At 42.8% G+C, this 20,789-nt stretch carries 17 protein-coding genes; 6 read left to right on the plus strand and 11 right to left on the minus strand.

Annotated elements, in window-relative coordinates; all coding sequences use genetic code 11:
* Positions 1-3 precede the first annotated feature (3 nt).
* On the plus strand, positions 4-930 hold the full coding sequence (gene queG, locus BP74_RS07070; RefSeq protein ID WP_496372489.1) for a tRNA epoxyqueuosine(34) reductase QueG: 927 nt from the start codon (positions 4-6) through the stop codon (positions 928-930).
* On the opposite strand, the gene BP74_RS07075 is transcribed toward queG, so the two are convergent.
* The 9 genes from BP74_RS07075 to sppA all read right to left on the minus strand — a co-directional run bounded on the left by BP74_RS07075 (position 919) and on the right by sppA (position 12,831).
* Positions 919-1,482: a hypothetical protein gene (locus BP74_RS07075; protein ID WP_496372491.1), complete on the minus strand. Its 564-nt coding sequence runs from the start codon at positions 1,480-1,482 to the stop codon at positions 919-921. The genes queG and BP74_RS07075 overlap by 12 nt on opposite strands.
* Positions 1,483-1,485: 3 nt before the next feature.
* Positions 1,486-2,778, minus strand: coding sequence for an LVIVD repeat-containing protein (locus BP74_RS07080; RefSeq protein ID WP_496372493.1), 1,293 nt, complete (start codon positions 2,776-2,778; stop codon positions 1,486-1,488).
* Positions 2,779-2,828: 50 nt separating this feature from the next.
* Positions 2,829-4,169 carry a hypothetical protein gene (locus BP74_RS07085; RefSeq protein WP_496372495.1) on the minus strand — a complete coding sequence of 447 codons (1,341 nt, stop codon included), beginning with the start codon at positions 4,167-4,169 and terminating at the stop codon, positions 2,829-2,831.
* A complete protein-coding gene (locus BP74_RS07090; RefSeq protein ID WP_496372497.1) occupies positions 4,159-4,719 on the minus strand; it encodes an RNA polymerase sigma factor in 561 nt (186 codons plus the stop codon). Before BP74_RS07090 ends, BP74_RS07085 begins: the two co-directional genes overlap by 11 nt.
* A gap of 120 nt (positions 4,720-4,839) precedes the next feature.
* On the minus strand, positions 4,840-6,147 hold the full coding sequence (locus tag BP74_RS07095; protein ID WP_496372499.1) for a RagB/SusD family nutrient uptake outer membrane protein: 1,308 nt from the start codon (positions 6,145-6,147) through the stop codon (positions 4,840-4,842).
* Between the two features lie 17 nt (positions 6,148-6,164).
* Complete coding sequence (locus BP74_RS07100) at positions 6,165-9,284, minus strand: SusC/RagA family TonB-linked outer membrane protein (RefSeq protein ID WP_496372501.1); 3,120 nt, start codon at positions 9,282-9,284, stop codon at positions 6,165-6,167.
* Between the two features lie 71 nt (positions 9,285-9,355).
* Complete coding sequence (locus BP74_RS07105) at positions 9,356-9,823, minus strand: SRPBCC family protein (RefSeq protein WP_496372503.1); 468 nt, start codon at positions 9,821-9,823, stop codon at positions 9,356-9,358.
* Positions 9,824-9,833: 10 nt separating this feature from the next.
* Positions 9,834-10,940 carry an ABC transporter permease gene (locus BP74_RS07110; protein ID WP_496372505.1) on the minus strand — a complete coding sequence of 369 codons (1,107 nt, stop codon included), beginning with the start codon at positions 10,938-10,940 and terminating at the stop codon, positions 9,834-9,836.
* Between the two features lie 142 nt (positions 10,941-11,082).
* A complete protein-coding gene (sppA, locus tag BP74_RS07115) occupies positions 11,083-12,831 on the minus strand; it encodes a signal peptide peptidase SppA (protein ID WP_496372507.1) in 1,749 nt (582 codons plus the stop codon).
* A gap of 58 nt (positions 12,832-12,889) precedes the next feature.
* Between sppA and folK the strand changes: the two genes are divergently transcribed.
* The 4 genes from folK (at position 12,890) to BP74_RS07135 (ending at position 16,641) form a co-directional block, all read left to right on the plus strand.
* Positions 12,890-13,372 (plus strand): 2-amino-4-hydroxy-6-hydroxymethyldihydropteridine diphosphokinase, encoded by a 483-nt coding sequence (gene folK / locus BP74_RS07120; RefSeq protein WP_496372509.1) that lies wholly within the window; start codon positions 12,890-12,892, stop codon positions 13,370-13,372.
* Positions 13,373-13,512: 140 nt separating this feature from the next.
* Complete coding sequence (locus tag BP74_RS07125; RefSeq protein WP_496372511.1) at positions 13,513-14,145, plus strand: deoxynucleoside kinase; 633 nt, start codon at positions 13,513-13,515, stop codon at positions 14,143-14,145.
* A gap of 278 nt (positions 14,146-14,423) precedes the next feature.
* Complete coding sequence (locus BP74_RS07130) at positions 14,424-15,662, plus strand: MFS transporter (protein WP_496372513.1); 1,239 nt, start codon at positions 14,424-14,426, stop codon at positions 15,660-15,662.
* Positions 15,663-15,738: 76 nt separating this feature from the next.
* Positions 15,739-16,641 carry an MBL fold metallo-hydrolase gene (locus tag BP74_RS07135; RefSeq protein ID WP_496372515.1) on the plus strand — a complete coding sequence of 301 codons (903 nt, stop codon included), beginning with the start codon at positions 15,739-15,741 and terminating at the stop codon, positions 16,639-16,641.
* A gap of 27 nt (positions 16,642-16,668) precedes the next feature.
* Here BP74_RS07135 and BP74_RS07140 read toward each other — a convergent pair whose 3' ends face one another.
* Together BP74_RS07140 and BP74_RS07145 are read right to left on the minus strand one after the other, a co-directional pair.
* A complete protein-coding gene (locus BP74_RS07140) occupies positions 16,669-16,962 on the minus strand; it encodes a DUF4242 domain-containing protein (protein WP_496372517.1) in 294 nt (97 codons plus the stop codon).
* Positions 16,963-17,039: 77 nt separating this feature from the next.
* Entirely contained in the window at positions 17,040-17,546 is a 507-nt protein-coding gene (locus BP74_RS07145; RefSeq protein ID WP_496372519.1) for a YkgJ family cysteine cluster protein, read from the minus strand.
* Positions 17,547-17,884: 338 nt separating this feature from the next.
* Here BP74_RS07145 and gcvP point away from each other — a divergent pair, with 338 nt between their 5' ends.
* The gene (gene gcvP, locus BP74_RS07150; RefSeq protein WP_496372521.1) at positions 17,885-20,779 is read left to right on the plus strand and encodes an aminomethyl-transferring glycine dehydrogenase; all 2,895 of its coding nucleotides are present in this window, start codon (positions 17,885-17,887) and stop codon (positions 20,777-20,779) included.
* Positions 20,780-20,789: the final 10 nt, after the last annotated feature.

Below are 20,789 nucleotides of genomic sequence, written 5' to 3' on the forward strand. Positions count from 1 at the left end.
ATCGTGGGATCAACAGCAGAACATACAAGATTGGTAAAGCAAATGGCTGTTCAATTTGGCTTTGATTACTGTGGCATAGCCAGGGCTGTTCCTTTGGATGATGATGCACGAAGACTGGAGAACTGGCTCAACAAGGGTATGCATGGCAATATGCAGTATATGGAGAATTACTTCGACCTGCGCATAGATCCTGCCCGCCTTGTGCCAGGAGCACGTTCAGTTATCACCTTATTAAAAAATTATTATCCTGCTGAAATACCCGAACAGGAATTGAAAATTTCCAAATATGCCTATGGAAAGGATTACCATGAAGTGATAAGGGCAGGGTTGAAGTCAATGATCTCAGAACTGCAGGATAAAATAGGTCAATTCAATGGGCGGGGCTTTGTTGACTCAGCCCCGGTGCTGGAAAGAGCCTGGGCCCGTAAAACCGGTTTGGGATGGATCGGGAAAAATGGAAATCTTATCAACAAACAAAGTGGTTCCTTCTATTTCATTGCCACACTGATCACAGATCTTGAACTGGATTATGATGATCCTCTTGCCAAAGATTATTGTGGCAGCTGTACAAAATGTATTGACGCATGCCCGACGGAAGCCATACTTCCGGGTAAGGTTATTAATGGCAGCAAGTGCATTTCCTACTTTACTATTGAATTAAAAGAGGAGATCATCCCATCTGAAATGAAGGGCAGGTTTGACAACTGGATGTTTGGTTGTGACATCTGCCAGGATGTTTGCCCATGGAACCGCTTTAGCCAGCCTCACCATGAAGAGGCTTTCAAACCTTTGCCGGAAATACTGAATCTGAACACAAAAGAATGGGAAGAACTAAGCGAAGAAATGTTTAGAAAGCTTTTTAAATTTTCCCCACTTAGCCGCAGTAAACATAAAGGCATCCAGAGGAATATACGGTTTCTAAAATCCTAAGCCCACCTTGACTGAGATTCTTCTGAATGTGTAATCGAAATACATCGTATTGCCCCAGTTCTCCGTATCATAGGGAGGAAAATCCCTGTATATCTTAGTGTACTGCGTTTCATGCAATGATTTCTGAGAATATCCCAGGCTAAAATTTAAAAACAGGCGTCCCTTGACCGGAATCTTATACCCAACGCCTGCTTCGTAAAATATTCCTTTGTTGTATTCACTCCTTTGCCAGGCGTTAACAGGTCCATCTTTCACCCATGGCAATGAGCTTCCCAGTGCAGCATAAATAAAGGGCGTTTCTCTTTTATTAAAAATGTCTTTTCTTACTTCCCCGAAAACCGGGACAGTTCTATAATAATATTGATCAACACCCACACCAATACCTAATGAATAACCCCAGTAACGAATGCCATTGATTGATTGATACTGCAATGCATCATTATTATGACCCTTTAGAAAACCTGCCTGGTTAATGGACTGGAACTGAATATTTTTTTGTGCAGACAACTGAATGCACATGAATAAAATACAAACAGGTAAAATGATTCTCATATACTATTTTGACAAGCTGATCTTGCTTAATAATTTGATGTCTGAGAGGTTGGAATAATCATACTGGTACAATCCATCGCTGGCAACTACCAGGGCTATTGAATTATGTGCGATCACATCATAAGTCTCTATGCCATTGATATGGTTGATGAGGCTAAGGTTCATCACATCAGCTGCATTATATATTTTGAGACCATCTGTTCCATCACAAATAAACAGGGTGTTTCCATCCTTCGATAATCCATGAGGATTGTGAAGGGAATACACTTTTAATAAAGATGGATTGACCACGTTGTTCAATTCCAATACTTCAAGTTGATTATTGAATCCCTGGCAAGTGGTACCTGACCTGAGGGTAACATAAGCGTATTTATTATCTGCAATTACAGGATCACAACTCTGAACATGACTGAACTGTCCTGTCTGAACAGGATTGTCAGCATTTAGAATATTAAAGATGAACATGCCTGCCTGCGAGCCAATGAACAGGTTATCCATGAAAGGATAGATCGTTTCAATATTCCAACCGATCTCCTTGTGTGCAGTTTGAACAGGATCAAAAGAACTGGTGATATTGAACACAGTAAGGTCTGTGATTCCTACAGTAAATAATCGTTCTTTGGCAATGGTAAATCTAGCCATTGACCCCCCTACTCCGTATGGAGCCACAGCAGCAGACCCCGAGTTTTGCGAAGCTGGTATTCCTGAATTTTGTGATGAAGCGGCATAATCCAGGAATATACCACCGCGGTTGTTCTTTAACCAGGATTCGGCATCGCCTTTTTCCCTGATGGTCGTATCTCTTTTTTCCCATGCCGCTATCACCATTGAGGAATCAGGCCGGAAATATCCATTGTAGTATCGGTGTGGGAAAACATTTTCAACTGTCTTTTTAAGTACCACGTTTTTTGGATCAGTTATATCGATGGCAACCAGGTCGGTATACAGATCGGCATATAATGTATTGCCTTTTACAGCAAGATCCATATTGCCGGGAATATCTATAAATCCAGCATTCCGTGGCTGGGCAGGATTTGAATTGTCAATAATGTGTATACCCTTGTCAATCTCATTCAGAAAAATATAGGAACCGTATAGATATAATTTACCAGGTCGCTCCACATTTTGAGGCGCATTGCTTTTAATATTGGCCCTCACCTCTGCCGTTGTTTTATATACAGGCTTATAGTAAGTATAAGTGTATGTTCTTTGAAAACTATCTTTCAGGCATCCCTGCATGAGCCAAAGGCCCAGGAAGGCAAGCACAATAACGGGAAGGGGCAATAGTTTTTTCATACCTTTTTTTGTCCTTGACAACAGCTTGTACCATACCGTTGCTTTGGTTATTATTTATTTTTAAAAAAGTACCGGGCCTGCAAACCCGCATAGACCAAATGATTGGATGATCCATTCTTTTCCATATTGCGGAGTCCAAAATGCGCCTGTGGTCCAAGAAATAAAGATGAGTGCAGCAACCCGTAGGAAAGTCCCAGGCCGGTCATAAACTGTGTTTTATTATAGGCGGATTGATCAGTATAATAATTTCCTGTCCTTCCATTAAAAATCAAACCATTGGTATGTACCATTTGCTGCAAGGAAAAACTGCCCTCAAGGTAAAGCGGTATATGGGCACCTGTTTTCCACATCAGGGAAACCGGGAGAGATAAGAAATGGTATTGATTGGAATAGTTCTGTAAAACGGGGCCATATCCCATATATGATCGGCTCACGCTATTATTCAATCCAATAAGTGTATCCTGTAATTTTTGACCCACCTTTACCTGGGTGCTGTAATAACGGTAATTAATTCCCAATTCAATAGAAAGACGCCGCGTTATATTCCTCCTGGCCTGAACACCAATGGCATAAGCATGGTTTTTATTTACCCGCGCGGGACTGTATCCGTTACTGTTATAGGAACCGGAAACAGAGCCCACATCTGCCTGCAATGAAGCAGGAATAACATCAAAACTTTTACTGATTCCAGAATAACCTGCACTCGCATTGATCCCTATTTGCCAATGATGCTCCTGATCTTTTTTTACTTTCACAATAGGACTATCCATAACATTTCCTGGTCCTGGTATTACATGCCTTGCCTTAACGCTGTCCACTATTAAGATAAACTCAGGATTATATAATGGGCGCCCAGGAATGAATGGAACAGGTGGCCTGGAATCAATTTCTGTTTCATTTATTTCAATAGCAGGTTCCTGCTCTTTTAATAATTCATTAGCCTGCTTTGGATGGGATATCGCTTTAGATACCTGCCTGGTTGTAATACCATTTATTGTTGGAGCATGTTCAGAATATGATCGCCTGGGACTGTTTGCAACAGTAATTTTTTTGAAGTTATTGATTGTTGGTGCAGCGGCGCTTTTAAAATGTTTATTTTCTTCCTGGTTATTTTCTTTAATGGTTTCGTTATTATACCCCGGTCTTGTTCCAATTTCTTTAGGGTTTTGTACACCAACCTTTTGGCTTATTTCTTTATTAAATTGCCTGTTATGTAACAACCAGGTGCCAGTCCCCGTAAGCAGTAAGACTAACGGCAGCCATAAAAAGAACCTTCTCCTGTCCTTTTTTGCACGGATCTGCTTTTCGATATGCTCCCAAACAGGCGCCGTTGGAACGAATTGCAATTCGTCCATTTTTTCCTTCACCTGTTTTTCAAAATTATTTGGCATACACCGTCTTTTTTATATCGTTATTCGTTTGTTCTATCCATTGAATCAATAAAGCGCGGGCACGGGCATATTGAGACCTGGAAGTACTTTCCCTGATACCCAACATTTTTCCTATCTCAACATGAGAATAACCTTCCACCGCGTATAAATTGAAAATTGCCTGGTAGCCGGGAGGTAATTGCCGGATGAGGTCTGCTAATTCCTTTGCCTGAAGTTTCACTTCCGGGTGCTGTTCATTATTCACCACATGCAAATGATCCTCAGTGAAAACGAGCTCAGATTGGTACCTGGCATTGCGTTTTAAATAATTAATGGCGGTAGTCACCATGATCCTCCTGATCCAGCCACCCAATTCACCCTTGAATTTATATTGATGGAGATTCAGGAAAACTTTTACAAATCCTTCCTGCAATACATCCTCCGCATCGGCCATAGACTTGGTATAGCGATAACAAACGCTAAGCATTAACCCCGCAAATTGATCATACAATTCTCTTTGCGCGGCAGGTTTCCCTTTTAAACAGTCTTTTACCAATGCATAATGGTCCATGAATAGCTATACGATGCCTTGACAACACTGTTTACAAAAGCGTTGCAGCATTCATAAAATAAAGTACAAATAAAAAAGGTTGCCCGAAAGCAACCTATGATATTTAACCAATCTTATTCATCAAAAGCTGGGATCCGGAAAATTCAAGGAAGGATTATTATCCCTTTCCCTGAAAGGATAAGGCATCAGGTTTCGTGTTCTTTCTGCATTTGGCCTGTTGAAACGGCGCTCATCCTCAATCCTAAGACCCGACATATACAATTCAATGCTTCTGAACTTATAGATCAGGTCAAGAATTTCTGCCTGGGTGTAAGGACCTGTTAACGGAGGAAGACCGGCACCAACTCCAAATGGATCGCTCGCTGGTGTTTTTGTTACCACCTTGTTTAACTCGGCCAGGGCATTGGTCAGGTCAGGTGGATTCATCCTGGCATAAGCCTCTGCCTTGATAAGTGTTATCTCGCCGGGAAGGTATATGGGGAAAGGTGTTGTAGTGGCAGCAGCAAATCCTTTCATGGCATATGGCGTGGCAGTAGAGCCACTGGGTACCATGTAAAAAGGAATACGCATATCTGCGGCATCAGGTTGCAGGCCAGTTGGCAATCCCATATCAGGACCTGCAGGCTGGTATACATTGAAATTTGATCCTGCCACATCATAAATTGGATTGGGATTGGCAGCTTCAAAATTAAGAACTGATTTTTTGGTCAGATCCACGGCGTTAGCCGCTGTTAATGCCTGGGTGTAATTACCACTAAATAGTGAATACCTGGCTTTGAGTGCCTGCAGTGTGTTAACAATATCAATACCTGCAGGTATGCTGGATGTAAATGAAGTGCTGATAGGATTGGCATTGATGGCTGCCAATGCATCATCTATCACTTTAATAGCTTTTGCATACCCTTCCATCCTTGTAATAAAACCAACATTTTGTCCTATACCCGCAGGGATCTTTTCCCAGAACATGGATAAAGCACCCAGGGACAGAGCTTTAAAAATGGAAGCATAGCCGATCAGGCCACTGGCGTAATTTTTATCTGCCAATCCTGAAGCTTTATTGATCACATTGTCCGCATCATAAATGATCTTATTACTGGTGGTCCAAAGTCCTGCCAACATTGTATTGGTACCATCCACCTGAGCACCACCCTGTACCAATTGGTATTCGGGCAAATTGCCCGGGTTTAGCAAGACCAGCTCTTTCGTTACCAATCCATTGGTGGATACTATATTGTAAAGAGAGCTGCCTCGACCCAGTGAATACGTGCGTTGCAATCCAACTGCAACACCTGTCAAACCGCTGGGTGAGTTTAAAACCTTGTCGTCTGTGGCCCTTGAAGGGTCCGAGTAATCCTTCTTACAGGAAGTGATCGACAATACTGACAATAGCAGTACTGAATAAAAATATGTTGAGTGTTTCTGTAGCATTTTCAATTGATTTAGAATTAAAATTTGGCTTGAATACCAAAACTATAGGTACGTGGAATAGGTACAGCACCAAAATCAATTCCCCGTAAAATAGTGCTTTGCCCCCCTGCATTTACTTCAGGATCATAACCTTTGTAATTATCCCATGAAATAAGATTTCTTCCGCTTAATGAAACAGAAAGGTCCTGGAAAATGTTTTTGATCTTTCCAAAGGAGTAACCCAGTGAAACTTCGCGGAGTTTTACAAAAGATCCATCATCAATACGCCATTCTTCAATTCCGTAAACGCCTATCACATAGCCTCTAGGAATCTCGCCTTTTTGTTCCTGTTCTGCAACCTTTCCATTACCTACCCCCTGCCGTGTGCGCCAGTCAGCATTGAATACATCTACACCCTGCACAGCATCCAACTGTACGCGCAGGCTCAATTTCTTATATCCTACTTCGTTTACCAGGCTTGCCGTATAATCAGGATTGGGATCACCGATCACTTTTCTTAATACTACTGTACCTGTTGTTGAAGGCAGGCCATTAGCATCGCGCTGCGGAGTGTATTGAAGGGGAGAATTTTGAATTCCTCTTTCTGTGAGAGGTATTCCTGTTGGATTCTTGATCTGGTTACCATTGCCGTCAACAGCGAAGAAAGTACCATAGAATACTCCAATAGGCTGACCTTCTAATATAGCCACAGGTGCGCCACCATTGGTGCTCAACAAGGTCAATGCCTGGCCGATCTTTACTGCTTTATTACGGTTATGATTAAAAATACCTGTGATATCCCAATGCAGATCGGTCTTTCTTACGGGTGCAACATTTACAACCACTTCAAATCCTTTGTTCTCCAGCGAACCAAAGTTGTCCAACAAATTGGAGAAACCTGTAGTCGGTGCTATTACCCTGTTGATCAAAAGATCACTAACCTTTTTGATGTAATAATTGAACTGCAATCCAAAACGATTGTTTAAAAAAGCCATATCAACACCTAGCTCTGTTTCCTGCTGGCGCTCCGGCTTTACATGTGTATTAGCGAGAGTAGAACTGGAGAAAAAGGATGTTTTTCCTAAAAAGGCAATGCTGGAGTAACTATTGAACCGATCATACGCGCCTATACCTGTAAGGTTACCCGATTGGCCATAAGCCGCCCTGAGCTTCAAAAGATCCCACCATTTATTGAATCCTGAATTAGCCCAGAAATCTGTACCTGATATCATATAGCTGCCACTTCCTTTCAGGTACACCTGGTTGCGTTCATCCTGTCCGAAAACAGAGGAACCATCCACCCTGACGGCGCCTGTAAGAAACAAATGATTCTTGTATTTAAAGTTTTGCTGCAAATAACCACCTGAGATAGATAACTCCCCACGGGCATCTGTTGATGGTAATGAAGTACTGGCCCCGTTAACTGTTTCTACAAATGGTGCCAACCCTCTACCCTGCAACAAGGAATAGGTAGATTTTTCATATTGCAAAGAGTAACCAACCTGCGTAGTAGAAGCAAGATCTTTCGTTATATCAAGGTTGTAGGTACCATTTAGCTCATTATTGATCTGGAAGTAATTGCTGGTGGCAGTACTGGCATAACCATTCTGGGCAGGGTCAAGACTAATACCACCTCCATAAAAACCAGTATTCACCGGGTAGGCAAACGGTGGAATAAATGTTTTACCATTCTGGGTATAATTATCAATACCCATGGTGTAGTCAATAGTAAAATTTCTAAAAGGCTTGATCTTTAATCCTGCATTGGCAAGTATCCGGTTAGTTTCCTCGCGTTGCCTGATATCTTCGATAACAGAAACAGGATTCACCCTTTGTCTTTCACCTACAGCCTTAATATTACCTAATGCATCCCGCGCAAATATGTCGTGGAAGTTTCCAATGATATTAATGGAGTTCAATGGAGAAAAGAAAGAGTTGCCATCAGGCTTTTCATTGGAACTGCTATTGATATAGTTCAGTCCCAGGGTAAAACTGATCTTATCATTCAGAGCCTGGTCCAGGTTACTCCTGAAACTGTATCTTTTAAAATCTGTATTTCTAACGATGCCCTGGTTATAGAAATAGGAACCCGAAACATAATACTTTGTCCTGTCCCTTCCACCGCTTACAGAAACGTTATTATCGGTGCCTATACCTTTCCTGAATATATAATCCTGGTAATCGTAACGATTGACTGGGGTTGTAGTTGTTTGTAACGGGGTTGCGATCACATCCTGTGTAAAAACATCCGGCGAGCCGCCAAATTTAACTGGTGAGTTATTCACCGGAACTTTTTTCCTAAGTTCATTACGCATGATGCTGGTAGAAAAACTTACCACCGAGGTGCCTGCGCTTCCACGCTTGGTAAAGATCTGGACTACGCCGGCATTGGCCCTTGATCCATAGATGGCTGCCGCAGCAGCACCATTCAAAACTTCAATTCTTTCAATATCGGCAGGATTGATATCTGCCAGCCTGTTTTGTCCTATGGTTCCAACGAAATTCTGTCCATCATAGTTTCCCGAAGTATTGGTAACCCGCGTCGTCGCATTGTTCACGATGATCCCATCAACAATGTATAGCGGTTCAGAAGAGCTGCTGATAGAACTGATACCTCTCAACCTTACAGAAATACCACCACCAGGATCTCCGTTGTTCTGTATGATCTGGGCACCCGCTGTCTTTCCCTGCAATGCTGCCAAAACATTGCTGGTAGCACCTTTTGTTAACTCGTCAGCTTTAACAGTGCTTATATAACTTCCCAACTGTCGTCGCGTAGTACCCTGGGAAGTACCTGTAACCACCACTTCATCCATCTTCAGGAAATCCTGTGTCAACTGTGCATCTGCGGTATAGGAGCCGTCGCTACCCACTTGCACCGATTTTGTGGCACCTTTAAATCCCACACCCGAAAAGATAAGCTCGTAGAGACCGGGCTTTAAATTGGACTGAAAAGAATAATTACCTGAAGCATCTGTAGCAGTGCCCAAACTGGTGTTGCGAACAGTAACAGAGATGTCAGGGATACCCTTGTTCTCTTCATTGGTCACTTTACCACTGATCCGCACCTGGGCCCACATCAGCATAGAAAAACATTGAAATAGCAAGAGTAAGGAAACATGCCTATGTCTCCTGGAAATAGCAGAGTGTTCAATCATATAAAAGCAGTTTAAATGAAGAATCTTCAGTTAAATTACTGCTTTCTATGAAAATGAATATACCTTCTGTACTAATTATTGGAAAGCTTCTTCAAATTATTTAGTCCCTGCTCCATCATCCTCCCATAAGTACCTTCATAAAGCAGGCTGCCGAATTTTTGCCATGGATACCAGGGTAAATGAAAATCCATATACCACTGCAGTGTAAGCGAATCTGTAGAAGCATGATGGTAAACCTTCCATCCACTGATCAAGGGTCTTGTTCCCGGTTGCTGCATCTGGTAGGCTACTTCTGAATCATTATCCAGTTGTGGCGTAATCACAAGGTTTTTATTGCGTTTGGTACTATCCTGCATAAAAGCAGGGTGCCATTGAGGCCATGTATTTTTGTTTCGAACATAATAAAGGATCGACTCATTGGTACCCCCCATATTGATAGCTTTTGAAAGCCTGATATGCGAAGGAATGAGCAATGAGATACCTGTAATGACCAGGAACAAAAAAAAGAAACTTATTAAGCCGAGTTTTATCAGTTGCACAATAGGTAATTTATTCCCAGCGAAAAACTCTCGCCGTGATTGCATATATAAATATTCCCCAAACGGTAAGGATCAATATCTGTGGCCAGCAGCTTGACAATGAAGCCCCTTCAAAAGCCACATTGCGCATGGCGTCATTGAGAGCTGTCAATGGCAGAAACTGTATAATGGGTTGGAGGAATGCCGGAAGCGCGGATTTTGAAAAAAATGTCCCGGATAAAAAATATTGAGGGAACATGAACAGGTTCGCATATATAGGAATGACGTTTTGATTCTTTGCAATACCCGTTATAAAAAAACCAAAACCCATAAATACCAGTAATGCCAAAAAGCTCAGGAAGATCATATCCAGGAAGGTAAAAAATCCATTGGCCAGCGTAAAATGATAAACATAATAACCAAAGGCGATCAACACCACTACCGTCATCAACTGGAAAATCACTTTGGCCAGGCTTTCACCAAGAATGATGTATTGTTTTTTCACTGGTGTGGAATACATGCGTTTAAGCACCAGCGTTTCCCTTAACGAGTAAAAGCTGAAAGCTATACCAAACACCGCCGCACCAATCAATGAAAATCCTATCATGCCCGGTAAAAAGAAATCGATCATCCTGTATCTTCTTCCACCCTCAACCATTGTCTGGCTAACAGTGGCCATAGTAGGCCTGTTGGGGTAGGTCATACTATCAATCCCGGTAATGCTTGAATTCAGCGCTGAAATCAAAAGGCCAAAATCCTTTTGAGCAGCCGGCGAAGTACGCAGGTGAATATCGTAGGGTGCATGTTGTGCCGTGTCCCGGTGCCGTGTTACGTTGATCACAGCCGTCACCCTTCCCTTTCTTAGTTCATCCTCTACATCTTTCTTTTTTTCATCCACAAAATGAAGTACAGGATTATATAAAAGGGCCTTTGATACAAGGTTATTGCTGTCAGCACCTTTTTCCCATGCTACATCCACTTTGGGAATTCCATTGCCACCCAATGATCCGAATATCCATATCAGGACAATGGGAAAGAATAAACTGAAAAAAATCGATTGCGGGCTTCTGAAAGTGGCTTTCAGGCTTGCCTTTGTGATGGCCAGCATGGCCCTGGCCTGGCTATAAGGTTGTGGCATGTAACAGTGTAAAAATGCTTGTTATCAAGAGTTCACATTATTCACTAAATCCATAAGCATATCCTGGCAGACTTGCAAAACTTGCTTTTATTCACCGGTTACGCTGTTGTAGATCCCTTAAATAAGCGCAGCAAAAGTAGTATTAATGTGTAATGAAATCAAAAGGCAGCCTTGCCTGTACTGACCCGGTCATTTCCTTGATGCGGACCAGTTGCTGGTAGATCCTGAAGTTTTCTTCTCCGACCTGCTGCTTTACCAGGGCTTCCGGCCCTGATTTCTTTTTATTGAGAATTTCATTGATCCAGCTTTGTCTTTCGGGAAATTCCTTAATACCATAACTCTCCAGTTTAGACATCCGCGACGCACAATTAATCGCATCCTGCAAATTACCCAGTTTATCCACAAGCCCTAATTGTAAGGCGTCCTCGCCGCTCCAAACCCTACCCTGCGCTATACTATCAATGTATGCAATATCTTTTTTTCTTCCCTGCGCCACTCTTTGCTTGAACTGCATGTAGATACGGTCAACACCTGCCTGCACCAGCTTTTGCTCTGTTTCATTCAATGGCCTGTAAACATTACCAGCATCTGCATAAGGAGCGGTTTTCACTCCATCGAAGGTCACGCCCAGTTTATCCTTGAAAAAAGATTCCATGTTAGGAATGATACCAAATACACCAATGGATCCGGTAATGGTATTGGGATTGGCAAAAATGCTGTCAGCACCACAGGAAATATAATAACCTCCCGATGCTGCCACATCACCAAAACTTACCACCACAGGCTTTCCATCTTCCTTTGCCAGTTGCAATTCCCTCCAGATATTTTCACTGGCCAGGGCACTCCCCCCGCCTGAATTCACTCTTAAAACAATGCCCTTTATTGATTTATCCAGGCGTGCTTTCCTAATGATATTACGGAAATTATCACCACCTATATTATTGTTTGAACCCATTCCATCCACTATATCTCCTTCGGCATAGATCACTGCAATGCGGTCACTGCCGGTTTTTCTCAGGCTTACACTTTCATTGTAAGAGTTGAAAGGAAGCACATTCATCTTGTCATATTTTCCTATCCCAAGCTTTTTCTTGATCTCATCTTTCACCTGGTCATCATACTTCATCCCATCTATCAACTTATGGGCAACGGCATCCTGGGGTGTTTGAATGGAGGCGTTATTAGCCAGTCCGTGTAAGGTGGCTGTATCTATACCCCTTGACTTACCTGATTGTACCAGGAAATAACGATACATATCACCCAGCCATTCCAGGGTCTGCAACCTGTTCTCGGGGGTCATTTTATCCACCCTGAATATCTCGGTGGCACTTTTAAATTTACCGGCATAAAATATCTGGGCTTTTATTTCCAGCTTATCCAGCATGCCTTTTAAAAACGGCAGCGTTACACTATAACCACTCCACTCCAATTGACCGGATGGATTGACATACACTTTATCAGCCGCACTTGCTATAAAATAAGCTTGCTGGGACATTACATCCCCTTGTGCGAGTACAAACTTTTTTGACTTTTTAAAATCAAGGATAGCATTGCGGATCTCATTGCTTGATGCAAAGCTGTTGGCATTGTTATCGGCCTTTATATAAATACCTGCAATATCATCATCTGTTTTGGCATTTTGGATCAACCGTACCACGTCAAACAACCCGGGAGCATCACCCTCCTGTGTAAGTGCATTGAATGGCTGCGATTCATGTTGTTCCTTAAAATGCTGTCCCAGGTCAAGCAGCAGCACGGAGTTTTTGGCCACTTCGGGTTTCTCTTTGGAAGTGAACTGGCTTACAACTGCCAGCAACAGGAATATTCCAACAAGGCAAAATACAATGATGGAAAGCAAGGAAGCAAAGAACATTTTAAAGAAGCTACTCATATCGGTTCATTCAGTTTTCAAAAATAAAAGATATTTGATGCCTATTGATAAAACAAATATGAATTCAGTTTATTTACTGATAGGTGGAAATATGGGAGACCGGATGGGTTATTTACAGCACGCCAAAGAGGCCATCGGTAAAAACGCTGGATCTATTCTTGAAGCTTCAGCCATTTATGAAACCGAGGCCTGGGGCCTAACTCACCAGGAAAAGTTTCTCAACCAGGCGCTCAAAATAGAAACCTGGTTGCTTCCAAAAGAATTATTGCGCTCCGTTTTAGATATTGAAGAAAGCTTAGGAAGAAAAAGAGATGTAAAATATGGACCACGCACAATAGACATTGATATCCTGTTCTATGGAGATGAGATCGTTCATGAACCGCATCTGGAAATTCCACATCCGGAGATTCAGAACCGCCGGTTTGCCCTTCAATGCCTCAATGATATTGCGCCAGCTTATCATCACCCAGTATTACACAAAACAATTGCTCAATTGCTGGCTGAATGTCCGGACCCCCTGATGGTGAATAAATTTAATTGACCACATGCTTCAACAATCTTTATTTTGCCGCCTCAGACCACAATCAATGACCAGGATTAACTGAAAAACCCCTGATAGATCTTTAAACCATCGTTCTTGGGTTCAATGCATGGCCACCAGGGCTTTGTGGGGCGAATAATATGAAGTACACATTTATTACGATTGAAGGAAATATAGGTGCCGGTAAAACTACTTTGTCACATTTGCTGGCAAGGCATTTCAATGCACGCCTTGTGCTGGAACAATTTGCAGACAATCCCTTTCTTCCAAAGTTTTACGAGAACCCCCAACAATATGCTTTCCCATTGGAGTTGTTCTTCATGGCTGAACGTTTTAAACAGCTCAAAGAACTGATACAACAGAAAGACCTGTTTCAAAACCTTACCATTTCAGATTACCTTTTTACAAAATGTCTCTTATTTGCCAAGATCAACCTGTCAGAAGAAGAGTTCAGGCTTTACCAGCGCTTGTTTGATATCATGTACCAGCAATTGGTTCAACCTGAGATCCTGATCTATTTGCATGCCCCGGTAACCAAACTTCAACAAAATATCAAAAAAAGAAATCGTCCTTACGAACAACAGATCCCCGACGATTATCTTTTCAGTATCCAGGAAACATATACACATTATATCAAGCAACATAATCTTAAGACCATCTATGTTGACGTTTCCAATGCCGACTTCCTGGGCAACCCGGAACATCTTCAGGTCATCATCGATGCCCTTGACAAGGATTACCCCGAAGGACAACATTATCTAAGCCTGCCTTGAGAGAGTCGATAGTCGATAGTCGGGAGTCAGGAGCCAGGAGCTTAAATAGAGTAACCCTCAAAATCCTTCATAATCCTATTAATCTAAGTTTTCTCCTCCTTGAAAATTGAATCATTGAAAATTGTTTATTAAGCATTTGTTTTTGTTCTAAAATATGATCGGATCAATTAAGGACTCCTCATCCTAACGTAACCACTTCATCATTCGCTATTCCTTGTTCTATTGTTCGACATTCCCTACTCTCCCAAATCTTAGTTCTCTTTTATCTTTGCCCCTTCATGGAATTTAAAACGCTTAGCCTCTCGCCACTTAATCAAAAAGAGTTCAGGTATTATATAGTTGTCCGCTTCTTTTATATCATGGCATTGCGCATGGTGGCTACAGTGGTTGCCTACAAACTGTTTCATTTAACAAAAAGCTCTTTTGCCATAGGCATCGTTGGTCTTTCAGAATTCATTCCCGTGTTTTCACTGGCCTTATACGCCGGCCATGTAGTTGACCGGTCCGATAAACGAACCTTACTGCTCAAAGGAATTCTCTCTTATTCTGCCTGTGTGTTGGGCCTGCTTGTAATTACTATTCCATCTATTGAAGGGAATCTTTCCGTATCGCAGCTATCATGGTTATTCTATGCTATAGTATTTTGCACAGGCATCATCAGGGCATTTGCAGCTCCTACTTCCAATGCCATTATTGCCCAACTGGTGCCAAGAGATATCCTGCAGTTTGCCGCGAGCATCAGTTCCACCTCATGGCTGGCAGCCTCCATACTCGGGCATGCAAGTGCTGGCTTCCTGATAGCATTTATTGGCGTGCATTCAACATTCTATGTTATCCTGGCTTATGTATTAATAGCTGCCTTTATCTTATCCCGGATAGAAAAGAAACCCATACTACATACCGACCTGACCATTAAAGCCTGGGACAGTGTAAAGGAAGGGTTGCGATTTGTGTTCAATCACAAGATCCTGCTGGGGGCCATATCCCTGGATCTGTTTGCAGTACTATTTGGTGGCGCTGTAGCTCTTATACCGGAGTTTGCAGACCGCATTTTAAAAGTGGGGGCTATTGGTTTTGGCTGGTTGAATGCTGCTATAGATATTGGTTCCATCATTATGATCATCACCATTACCTTCTTTCCCCTTCTTAAAAAGCAAGGCAGGATATTAATGTTTGTAGTGGCTGGCTTTGGCATATGTATCATTCTTTTTGGGGTTTCCCGATTTTATTGGTTATCATTCACGGCACTTGTCATGGCGGGCATGCTGGATGGGATCAGCGTTGTGATCCGTGGCACCGTTTTGCAGCTAACAACCCCCGATGCCATGCGTGGGCGTGTAAGCTCTGTAAACTCTATGTTCATTAATTCTTCCAATGAACTTGGACAGTTTGAAAGCGGCTTCACAGCAAGGATCATGGGTGCTGTACCGGCCGTGATCTTCGGAGGTTCCATGACCTTACTGGTAGCTATAATTTCATGGATAAAAGCACCTGGTTTACGTAAATTCGAATATTAAGACAGCGCATTGAACTTTTCCCGTGAAAACCTGTTAGCTTGTTTACGTACATATTGTAAAAACAAAACCCTAAACCATGCATCGCAGGCATTTCCTTCATCATTCAGCATTGCTGGCCTCCGCCAGCCTGTTATTTCAACAAAAAGCTATGGCATCCTTATTTTCTACAGGTGAGTTCCAGGTAAAAATGTTGCGAAATAATGTTGGCATCTTCACTGAAAGAGGAGGAACCATTGGGTTTCTTTTATCAAAAAATGGAATTGTTGTTATTGATGCACAATTTCCTGACACCTCTAAACACCTGATTGATGAATTAAAGAAGCAACAGGCAGCATCCTTTCTATACTTGTTGAATACACATCATCATGGCGACCACACCTCGGGCAATATTGCCTATAAAGGCCTGGTGCAGCACGTTGTGGCACATGAAAATTCATTGGCCAATCAAAAAAGGGTGGCAGAAGCCAATAATACGCTGGACAAGCAACTGCTGCCAGATATGACTTTTAGCAAAGACTGGAAACTAAAACTGGATGATGAAAAGATACAAGCCGGTTACTTCGGACCCGGTCATACCAATGGCGATGCGGTGTATCATTTTGAAAATGCCAATATTATCCATGTGGGTGATCTGATGTTTAACAAGCGTCACCCCTTTGTTGACCGGTCGGCGGGAGCTAACATAGCGAGTTGGATCAAAGACCTTGATGCCATCATGAAAATTGCTGATAAGGATACCATTATCATTTTTGGCCATTCCTTGAATCCCGGGGAAGAAACAGGAACCGTAGAAGACTTAAAGAAGTTCCAGGACTACCTGGGTAAGGTTTTATCCTTTGCGGAAACAGAGATCAAAAAAGGTGTAAGCAAGGAGGATTTCATTAAAAACACGAGCATCCCGGGAGTTTCTGAATGGAGCGGGCAAGGTATTGACCGGCCACTTACCGCGGCTTATGAAGAACTCACGGAAAAAAAATAAACCAGGAACCTTCTCCTCGCATTTCCATTACGAATCTACTGTTGCGCGGCTTTCAGCAGTCACAGGGCTTATTACATTCCTGATCTCTTCGATCCTGTTGGCAGGAAATCCGCCCATTTCTGCATGCTGTTTAATGATTTCTTTATTGGGAGCATTGTAAACACAGTACACCTTGTCGTCAGTAACAAAGCTTTCCACCCACTGAATCCTTGGACCAAGATCACTGATCACATCGCAGGATTTTTGGGCCATGGCTTGCAATTCGTCCTGGGTAAGTTTGCCTGCGCCGGGAACTTCCCTTTCAATAACATAACGTGGCATATAGTTAGGAATTTGTACCTAAAAGTTACGAAATCCTTTATCAACCCTGAATTTTAGCTTTCGCAACAAGCCTAACATTATTTCAGTTTTTGGAGTAATCCTTCCAGCACATAATAGGTAATGGGACAAAACGTGGAATTAGTAAGCGTAAGTTTTGGCCGCTTGATAATTACATCTTCATCAGTATAGGGAAAACGGGCGCAATCGGATGGACGTTCTTCATAAATAGAGCACCGGTTATCCGATCCCAGGAAAGGACAAGGGGATGACTTTACCACAAAGTCACCGTCTTCGTCAACCCGGAGGTAGGTTTCTATAAAATTACTTTCCTTCATTCCCAAATGCCTGCTGATACGCTTAACATCAGGTGTCTTGAACCGGGGGGAGTAATTTTTACAGCAGGCGGCACATTGCAGGCAATCCACCTTTTCAAAAGCCTCTTCATGGAGATCCGGAAGGTGTTTTAGCACCTTGTTCTTATCAGCACGGTCCAGCAGCTGCTTATATTGCTTCTGCTTTTCCTTGCTTTTTTTCTGCCAGTTATGTAAAATGTCGCCAGGCACGCTGCAAAGAACCGAAATCAAAAGTTAACAGATAGGTAAACGCTACCTTAAAGAAAAGTAAAGGCCAACCATAGGGAGGGATATCCCGACGATAAGCCGACGCTATAATAGTCAGGATATCCTCGGGACAACCTTGGTTTATAGATAGGAGAAGTATGGAATATCATGGAGGGAAAATAACTTTCGTACTGCCCTTGACTAATTGCGGTATAAGGAAATACAAGATTTGGCCGGGTTGAAGAATTGGCTGCCTTGTTTTGCCTAAAAATCGATGAATGCATGGTGTTTCATGGACGAAGGTCAGTTTCCTAAACCCCAAAGTATATTACCTTTGCGGCCTTATAAGGAGAATTACTACTATGAGTCTTTTTGAAGCCCAATCCAAAGAATTTCAGCTCCGTCATATTGGTCCCAATGAAAGCCAAACAAGGGAAATGCTGAAAACCATAGGCGTCAGCAGCCTCGAAGAGCTGGTTAATCGCACCGTTCCTCCTGCCATCCGTATGAAAGGTGACCTGAAGCTGCCTCCTGCCATGAATGAGGCAGAATACCTGAATCATATAAAAGAAATTTCTTTAAAGAACCAGATCTTTAAGAATTACATTGGACAGGGGTATTATGATACGATCACACCTTCTGTAATACTCAGAAATATATTTGAAAATCCAGCCTGGTACACACAGTACACCCCTTACCAGGCCGAGATAGCCCAGGGCCGGCTGGAAAGCCTGTTGAACTTTCAGACGGTGGTGAGTGAACTGACCGCATTGCCGCTTGCCAATGCTTCCCTTCTTGATGAAGCTACTGCAGCAGCAGAAGCCATGACCATGTTCTTCAATACCCTGAATAAAGAGCACCATATCCAGCGCCCTAAATTTTTCGTGGACAATGATACCTTTCCACAAACCAAAGATGTGGTTCTTACGCGTGCATTACCTGTAGGTATTGAAGTGGTTTTTGGTGATTACCAGGATGCTGTTCTTGACGAAAGCTATTTCGGAGCATTGGTGCAATATCCCAATGACAAAGGTTCTGTCGAAGACTACAGGGAATTTATCAATAAGGTTCATGGCTTAGGCGCATTTGTGGCCATGGCAACGGACCTGCTGGCACTTACACTTCTGGTTCCACCAGGCGAACTGGGTGCTGATGTAGCACTTGGGTCAGCCCAGCGCTTCGGAGTTCCATTAGGATATGGAGGTCCACATGCTGCCTTTTTTGCCGCTAAGGAAGATTTTAAAAGAAGCATACCGGGAAGGATCATTGGGGTAAGCGTGGATGCCCAGGGAAACCGTGCGCTGCGCATGGCGCTTCAAACAAGAGAACAGCATATCAAACGGGAGAAGGCAACTTCCAATATTTGTACAGCACAGGCATTATTGGCCAATATGGCGGCTATGTATGCCGTATATCATGGTCCTGAAGGATTGCGCAATATAGCAAGGCGCGTGGCCCTGTTAACCCAAACCCTGGCCAATGCGCTGGAAGAAAGAGGTTATAATGTTATTAATGAATACTTCTTTGATACCATCGTGGTCAAAGTGGAAGATATAACTCTCTTCAGGCAAAAAGCTGAAAGACAAAGACTCAACTTCAGGTATTATTCCAATAACATGATTGGGATATCCCTGGATGAAACCACTTCACCTTCAGATCTTTTCGATATCATCAATTCTTTTGTGAACGACGTTGACCCGGTAGCTTATGAACTGGAGCATGAGGACCAACTGGATATTATTCCTGCTCCTTTGAGCCGCAGTTCCCATTACCTCACGCACCCGGTTTTCAACACCCACCACAGCGAAACGCTGATGATGCGTTATATCAGATTACTGGAAAGCAAGGATTTTTCCCTGGTACACGGAATGATACCATTAGGTAGTTGTACCATGAAGCTGAACGCTGCCAGTGAAATGATGCCATTAAGCTGGACACACTGGAGCAAAATGCATCCGTTTGCACCAGCAGAACAAGTGCAAGGCTACAGTTTTATAGTAAAAGAATTAAGCCGCTATCTCTGCGAGATCACAGCATTTGATGCCTGCAGCCTGCAGCCTAATAGTGGAGCGCAGGGTGAATACGCAGGATTGCTTACTATCAAGGCATTTCATAAAGCTAACGGTGAGGCACACCGCGATGTGATGCTGATCCCAATATCTGCACACGGCACCAACCCTGCTTCTGCAGTAATGAGCGGAATGAAGGTAGTTGTGGTGAAAGCTTTGGAAAATGGATATATTGATGTAGAAGATCTTAAGGCCAAAGCTGAACTACATTCAGCGAACCTTGCGGGCATCATGATCACATATCCATCCACGTACGGCGTATATGAAGAAACCGTAACAGAAATAACCAGGATAGTTCACCAGCATGGCGGCCAGGTATATATGGACGGCGCCAATATGAACGCGCAGGTGGGCCTGACAGCACCCGGATTAATAGGCGCTGATGTATGCCACCTGAATCTTCATAAGACCTTTGCCATTCCTCATGGTGGCGGTGGACCAGGCATGGGACCTATCTGTGTTAAGAAGCACCTTGCTCCTCACCTTCCAGGTCATGTTACTATGGCAAATGGACAGGTGAATGGCTCTACCACTAAAGCTGGGCATGCTGTTTCAGCTGCGCCTTATGGCTCTGCATCCATCCTGCTGATCTCATATGCTTACATACGCATGCTGGGAACAGATGGTGTTAAGCTGGCGACAGAGTATGCTATTTTGAATGCCAATTATATGTTGGCAAGGCTAAAGGATCAATTTGATATTTTATATACAAACCACTATGGCGCCTGCGCACATGAATTCATTGTTGATTTGCGTCCATTTAAAAAATCTGCCGAAGTAGAGGCAGTAGATGTTGCCAAACGATTAATGGATTACGGCTTTCATGCACCAACACTCTCCTTCCCTGTTCCGGGCACTATCATGATAGAACCTACAGAAAGCGAGGATAAGGATGAACTGGATCGTTTCTGCGATTCATTATTAAGCATTCGCCGTGAAATTGCATTGATAGAAGAAAATCAAATTGACAGGAAGGATAACATGCTTCGTAATGCGCCTCATACCATGTTTACCGTATGCTCTGACGAATGGAAAAAGCCTTATTCCAGGGAAATGGCTGCCTTCCCTTTGAAAGAGATCAAAGAAAATAAATTCTGGCCATCGGTATCCAGGGTCAATGACACCTATGGAGACAGGAACCTGATATGTGTGTGCCTGCCTACTGAAGAATACGCCGAACAAGTTTAAAAAAGAATAT

This window comes from Flavisolibacter ginsengiterrae DSM 18136 (genome assembly GCF_059568575.1).

Coding starts and splice junctions, on each gene's coding strand:
- BP74_RS07075 (WP_496372491.1), bottom strand. CDS start 1,482: ATGAGAATCATTTTACCTGTTTGTATTTTATTCATGTGCATTCAGTTG.
- BP74_RS07080 (WP_496372493.1), bottom strand. CDS start 2,778: ATGAAAAAACTATTGCCCCTTCCCGTTATTGTGCTTGCCTTCCTGGGC.
- BP74_RS07085 (WP_496372495.1), bottom strand. CDS start 4,169: ATGCCAAATAATTTTGAAAAACAGGTGAAGGAAAAAATGGACGAATTG.
- BP74_RS07090 (WP_496372497.1), bottom strand. CDS start 4,719: ATGGACCATTATGCATTGGTAAAAGACTGTTTAAAAGGGAAACCTGCC.
- BP74_RS07095 (WP_496372499.1), bottom strand. CDS start 6,147: ATGCTACAGAAACACTCAACATATTTTTATTCAGTACTGCTATTGTCA.
- BP74_RS07100 (WP_496372501.1), bottom strand. CDS start 9,284: ATGATTGAACACTCTGCTATTTCCAGGAGACATAGGCATGTTTCCTTA.
- BP74_RS07110 (WP_496372505.1), bottom strand. CDS start 10,940: ATGCCACAACCTTATAGCCAGGCCAGGGCCATGCTGGCCATCACAAAG.
- sppA (WP_496372507.1), bottom strand. CDS start 12,831: ATGAGTAGCTTCTTTAAAATGTTCTTTGCTTCCTTGCTTTCCATCATT.
- folK (WP_496372509.1), top strand. CDS start 12,890: ATGAATTCAGTTTATTTACTGATAGGTGGAAATATGGGAGACCGGATG.
- BP74_RS07125 (WP_496372511.1), top strand. CDS start 13,513: ATGAAGTACACATTTATTACGATTGAAGGAAATATAGGTGCCGGTAAA.
- BP74_RS07130 (WP_496372513.1), top strand. CDS start 14,424: ATGGAATTTAAAACGCTTAGCCTCTCGCCACTTAATCAAAAAGAGTTC.
- BP74_RS07135 (WP_496372515.1), top strand. CDS start 15,739: ATGCATCGCAGGCATTTCCTTCATCATTCAGCATTGCTGGCCTCCGCC.
- BP74_RS07140 (WP_496372517.1), bottom strand. CDS start 16,962: ATGCCACGTTATGTTATTGAAAGGGAAGTTCCCGGCGCAGGCAAACTT.
- gcvP (WP_496372521.1), top strand. CDS start 17,885: ATGAGTCTTTTTGAAGCCCAATCCAAAGAATTTCAGCTCCGTCATATT.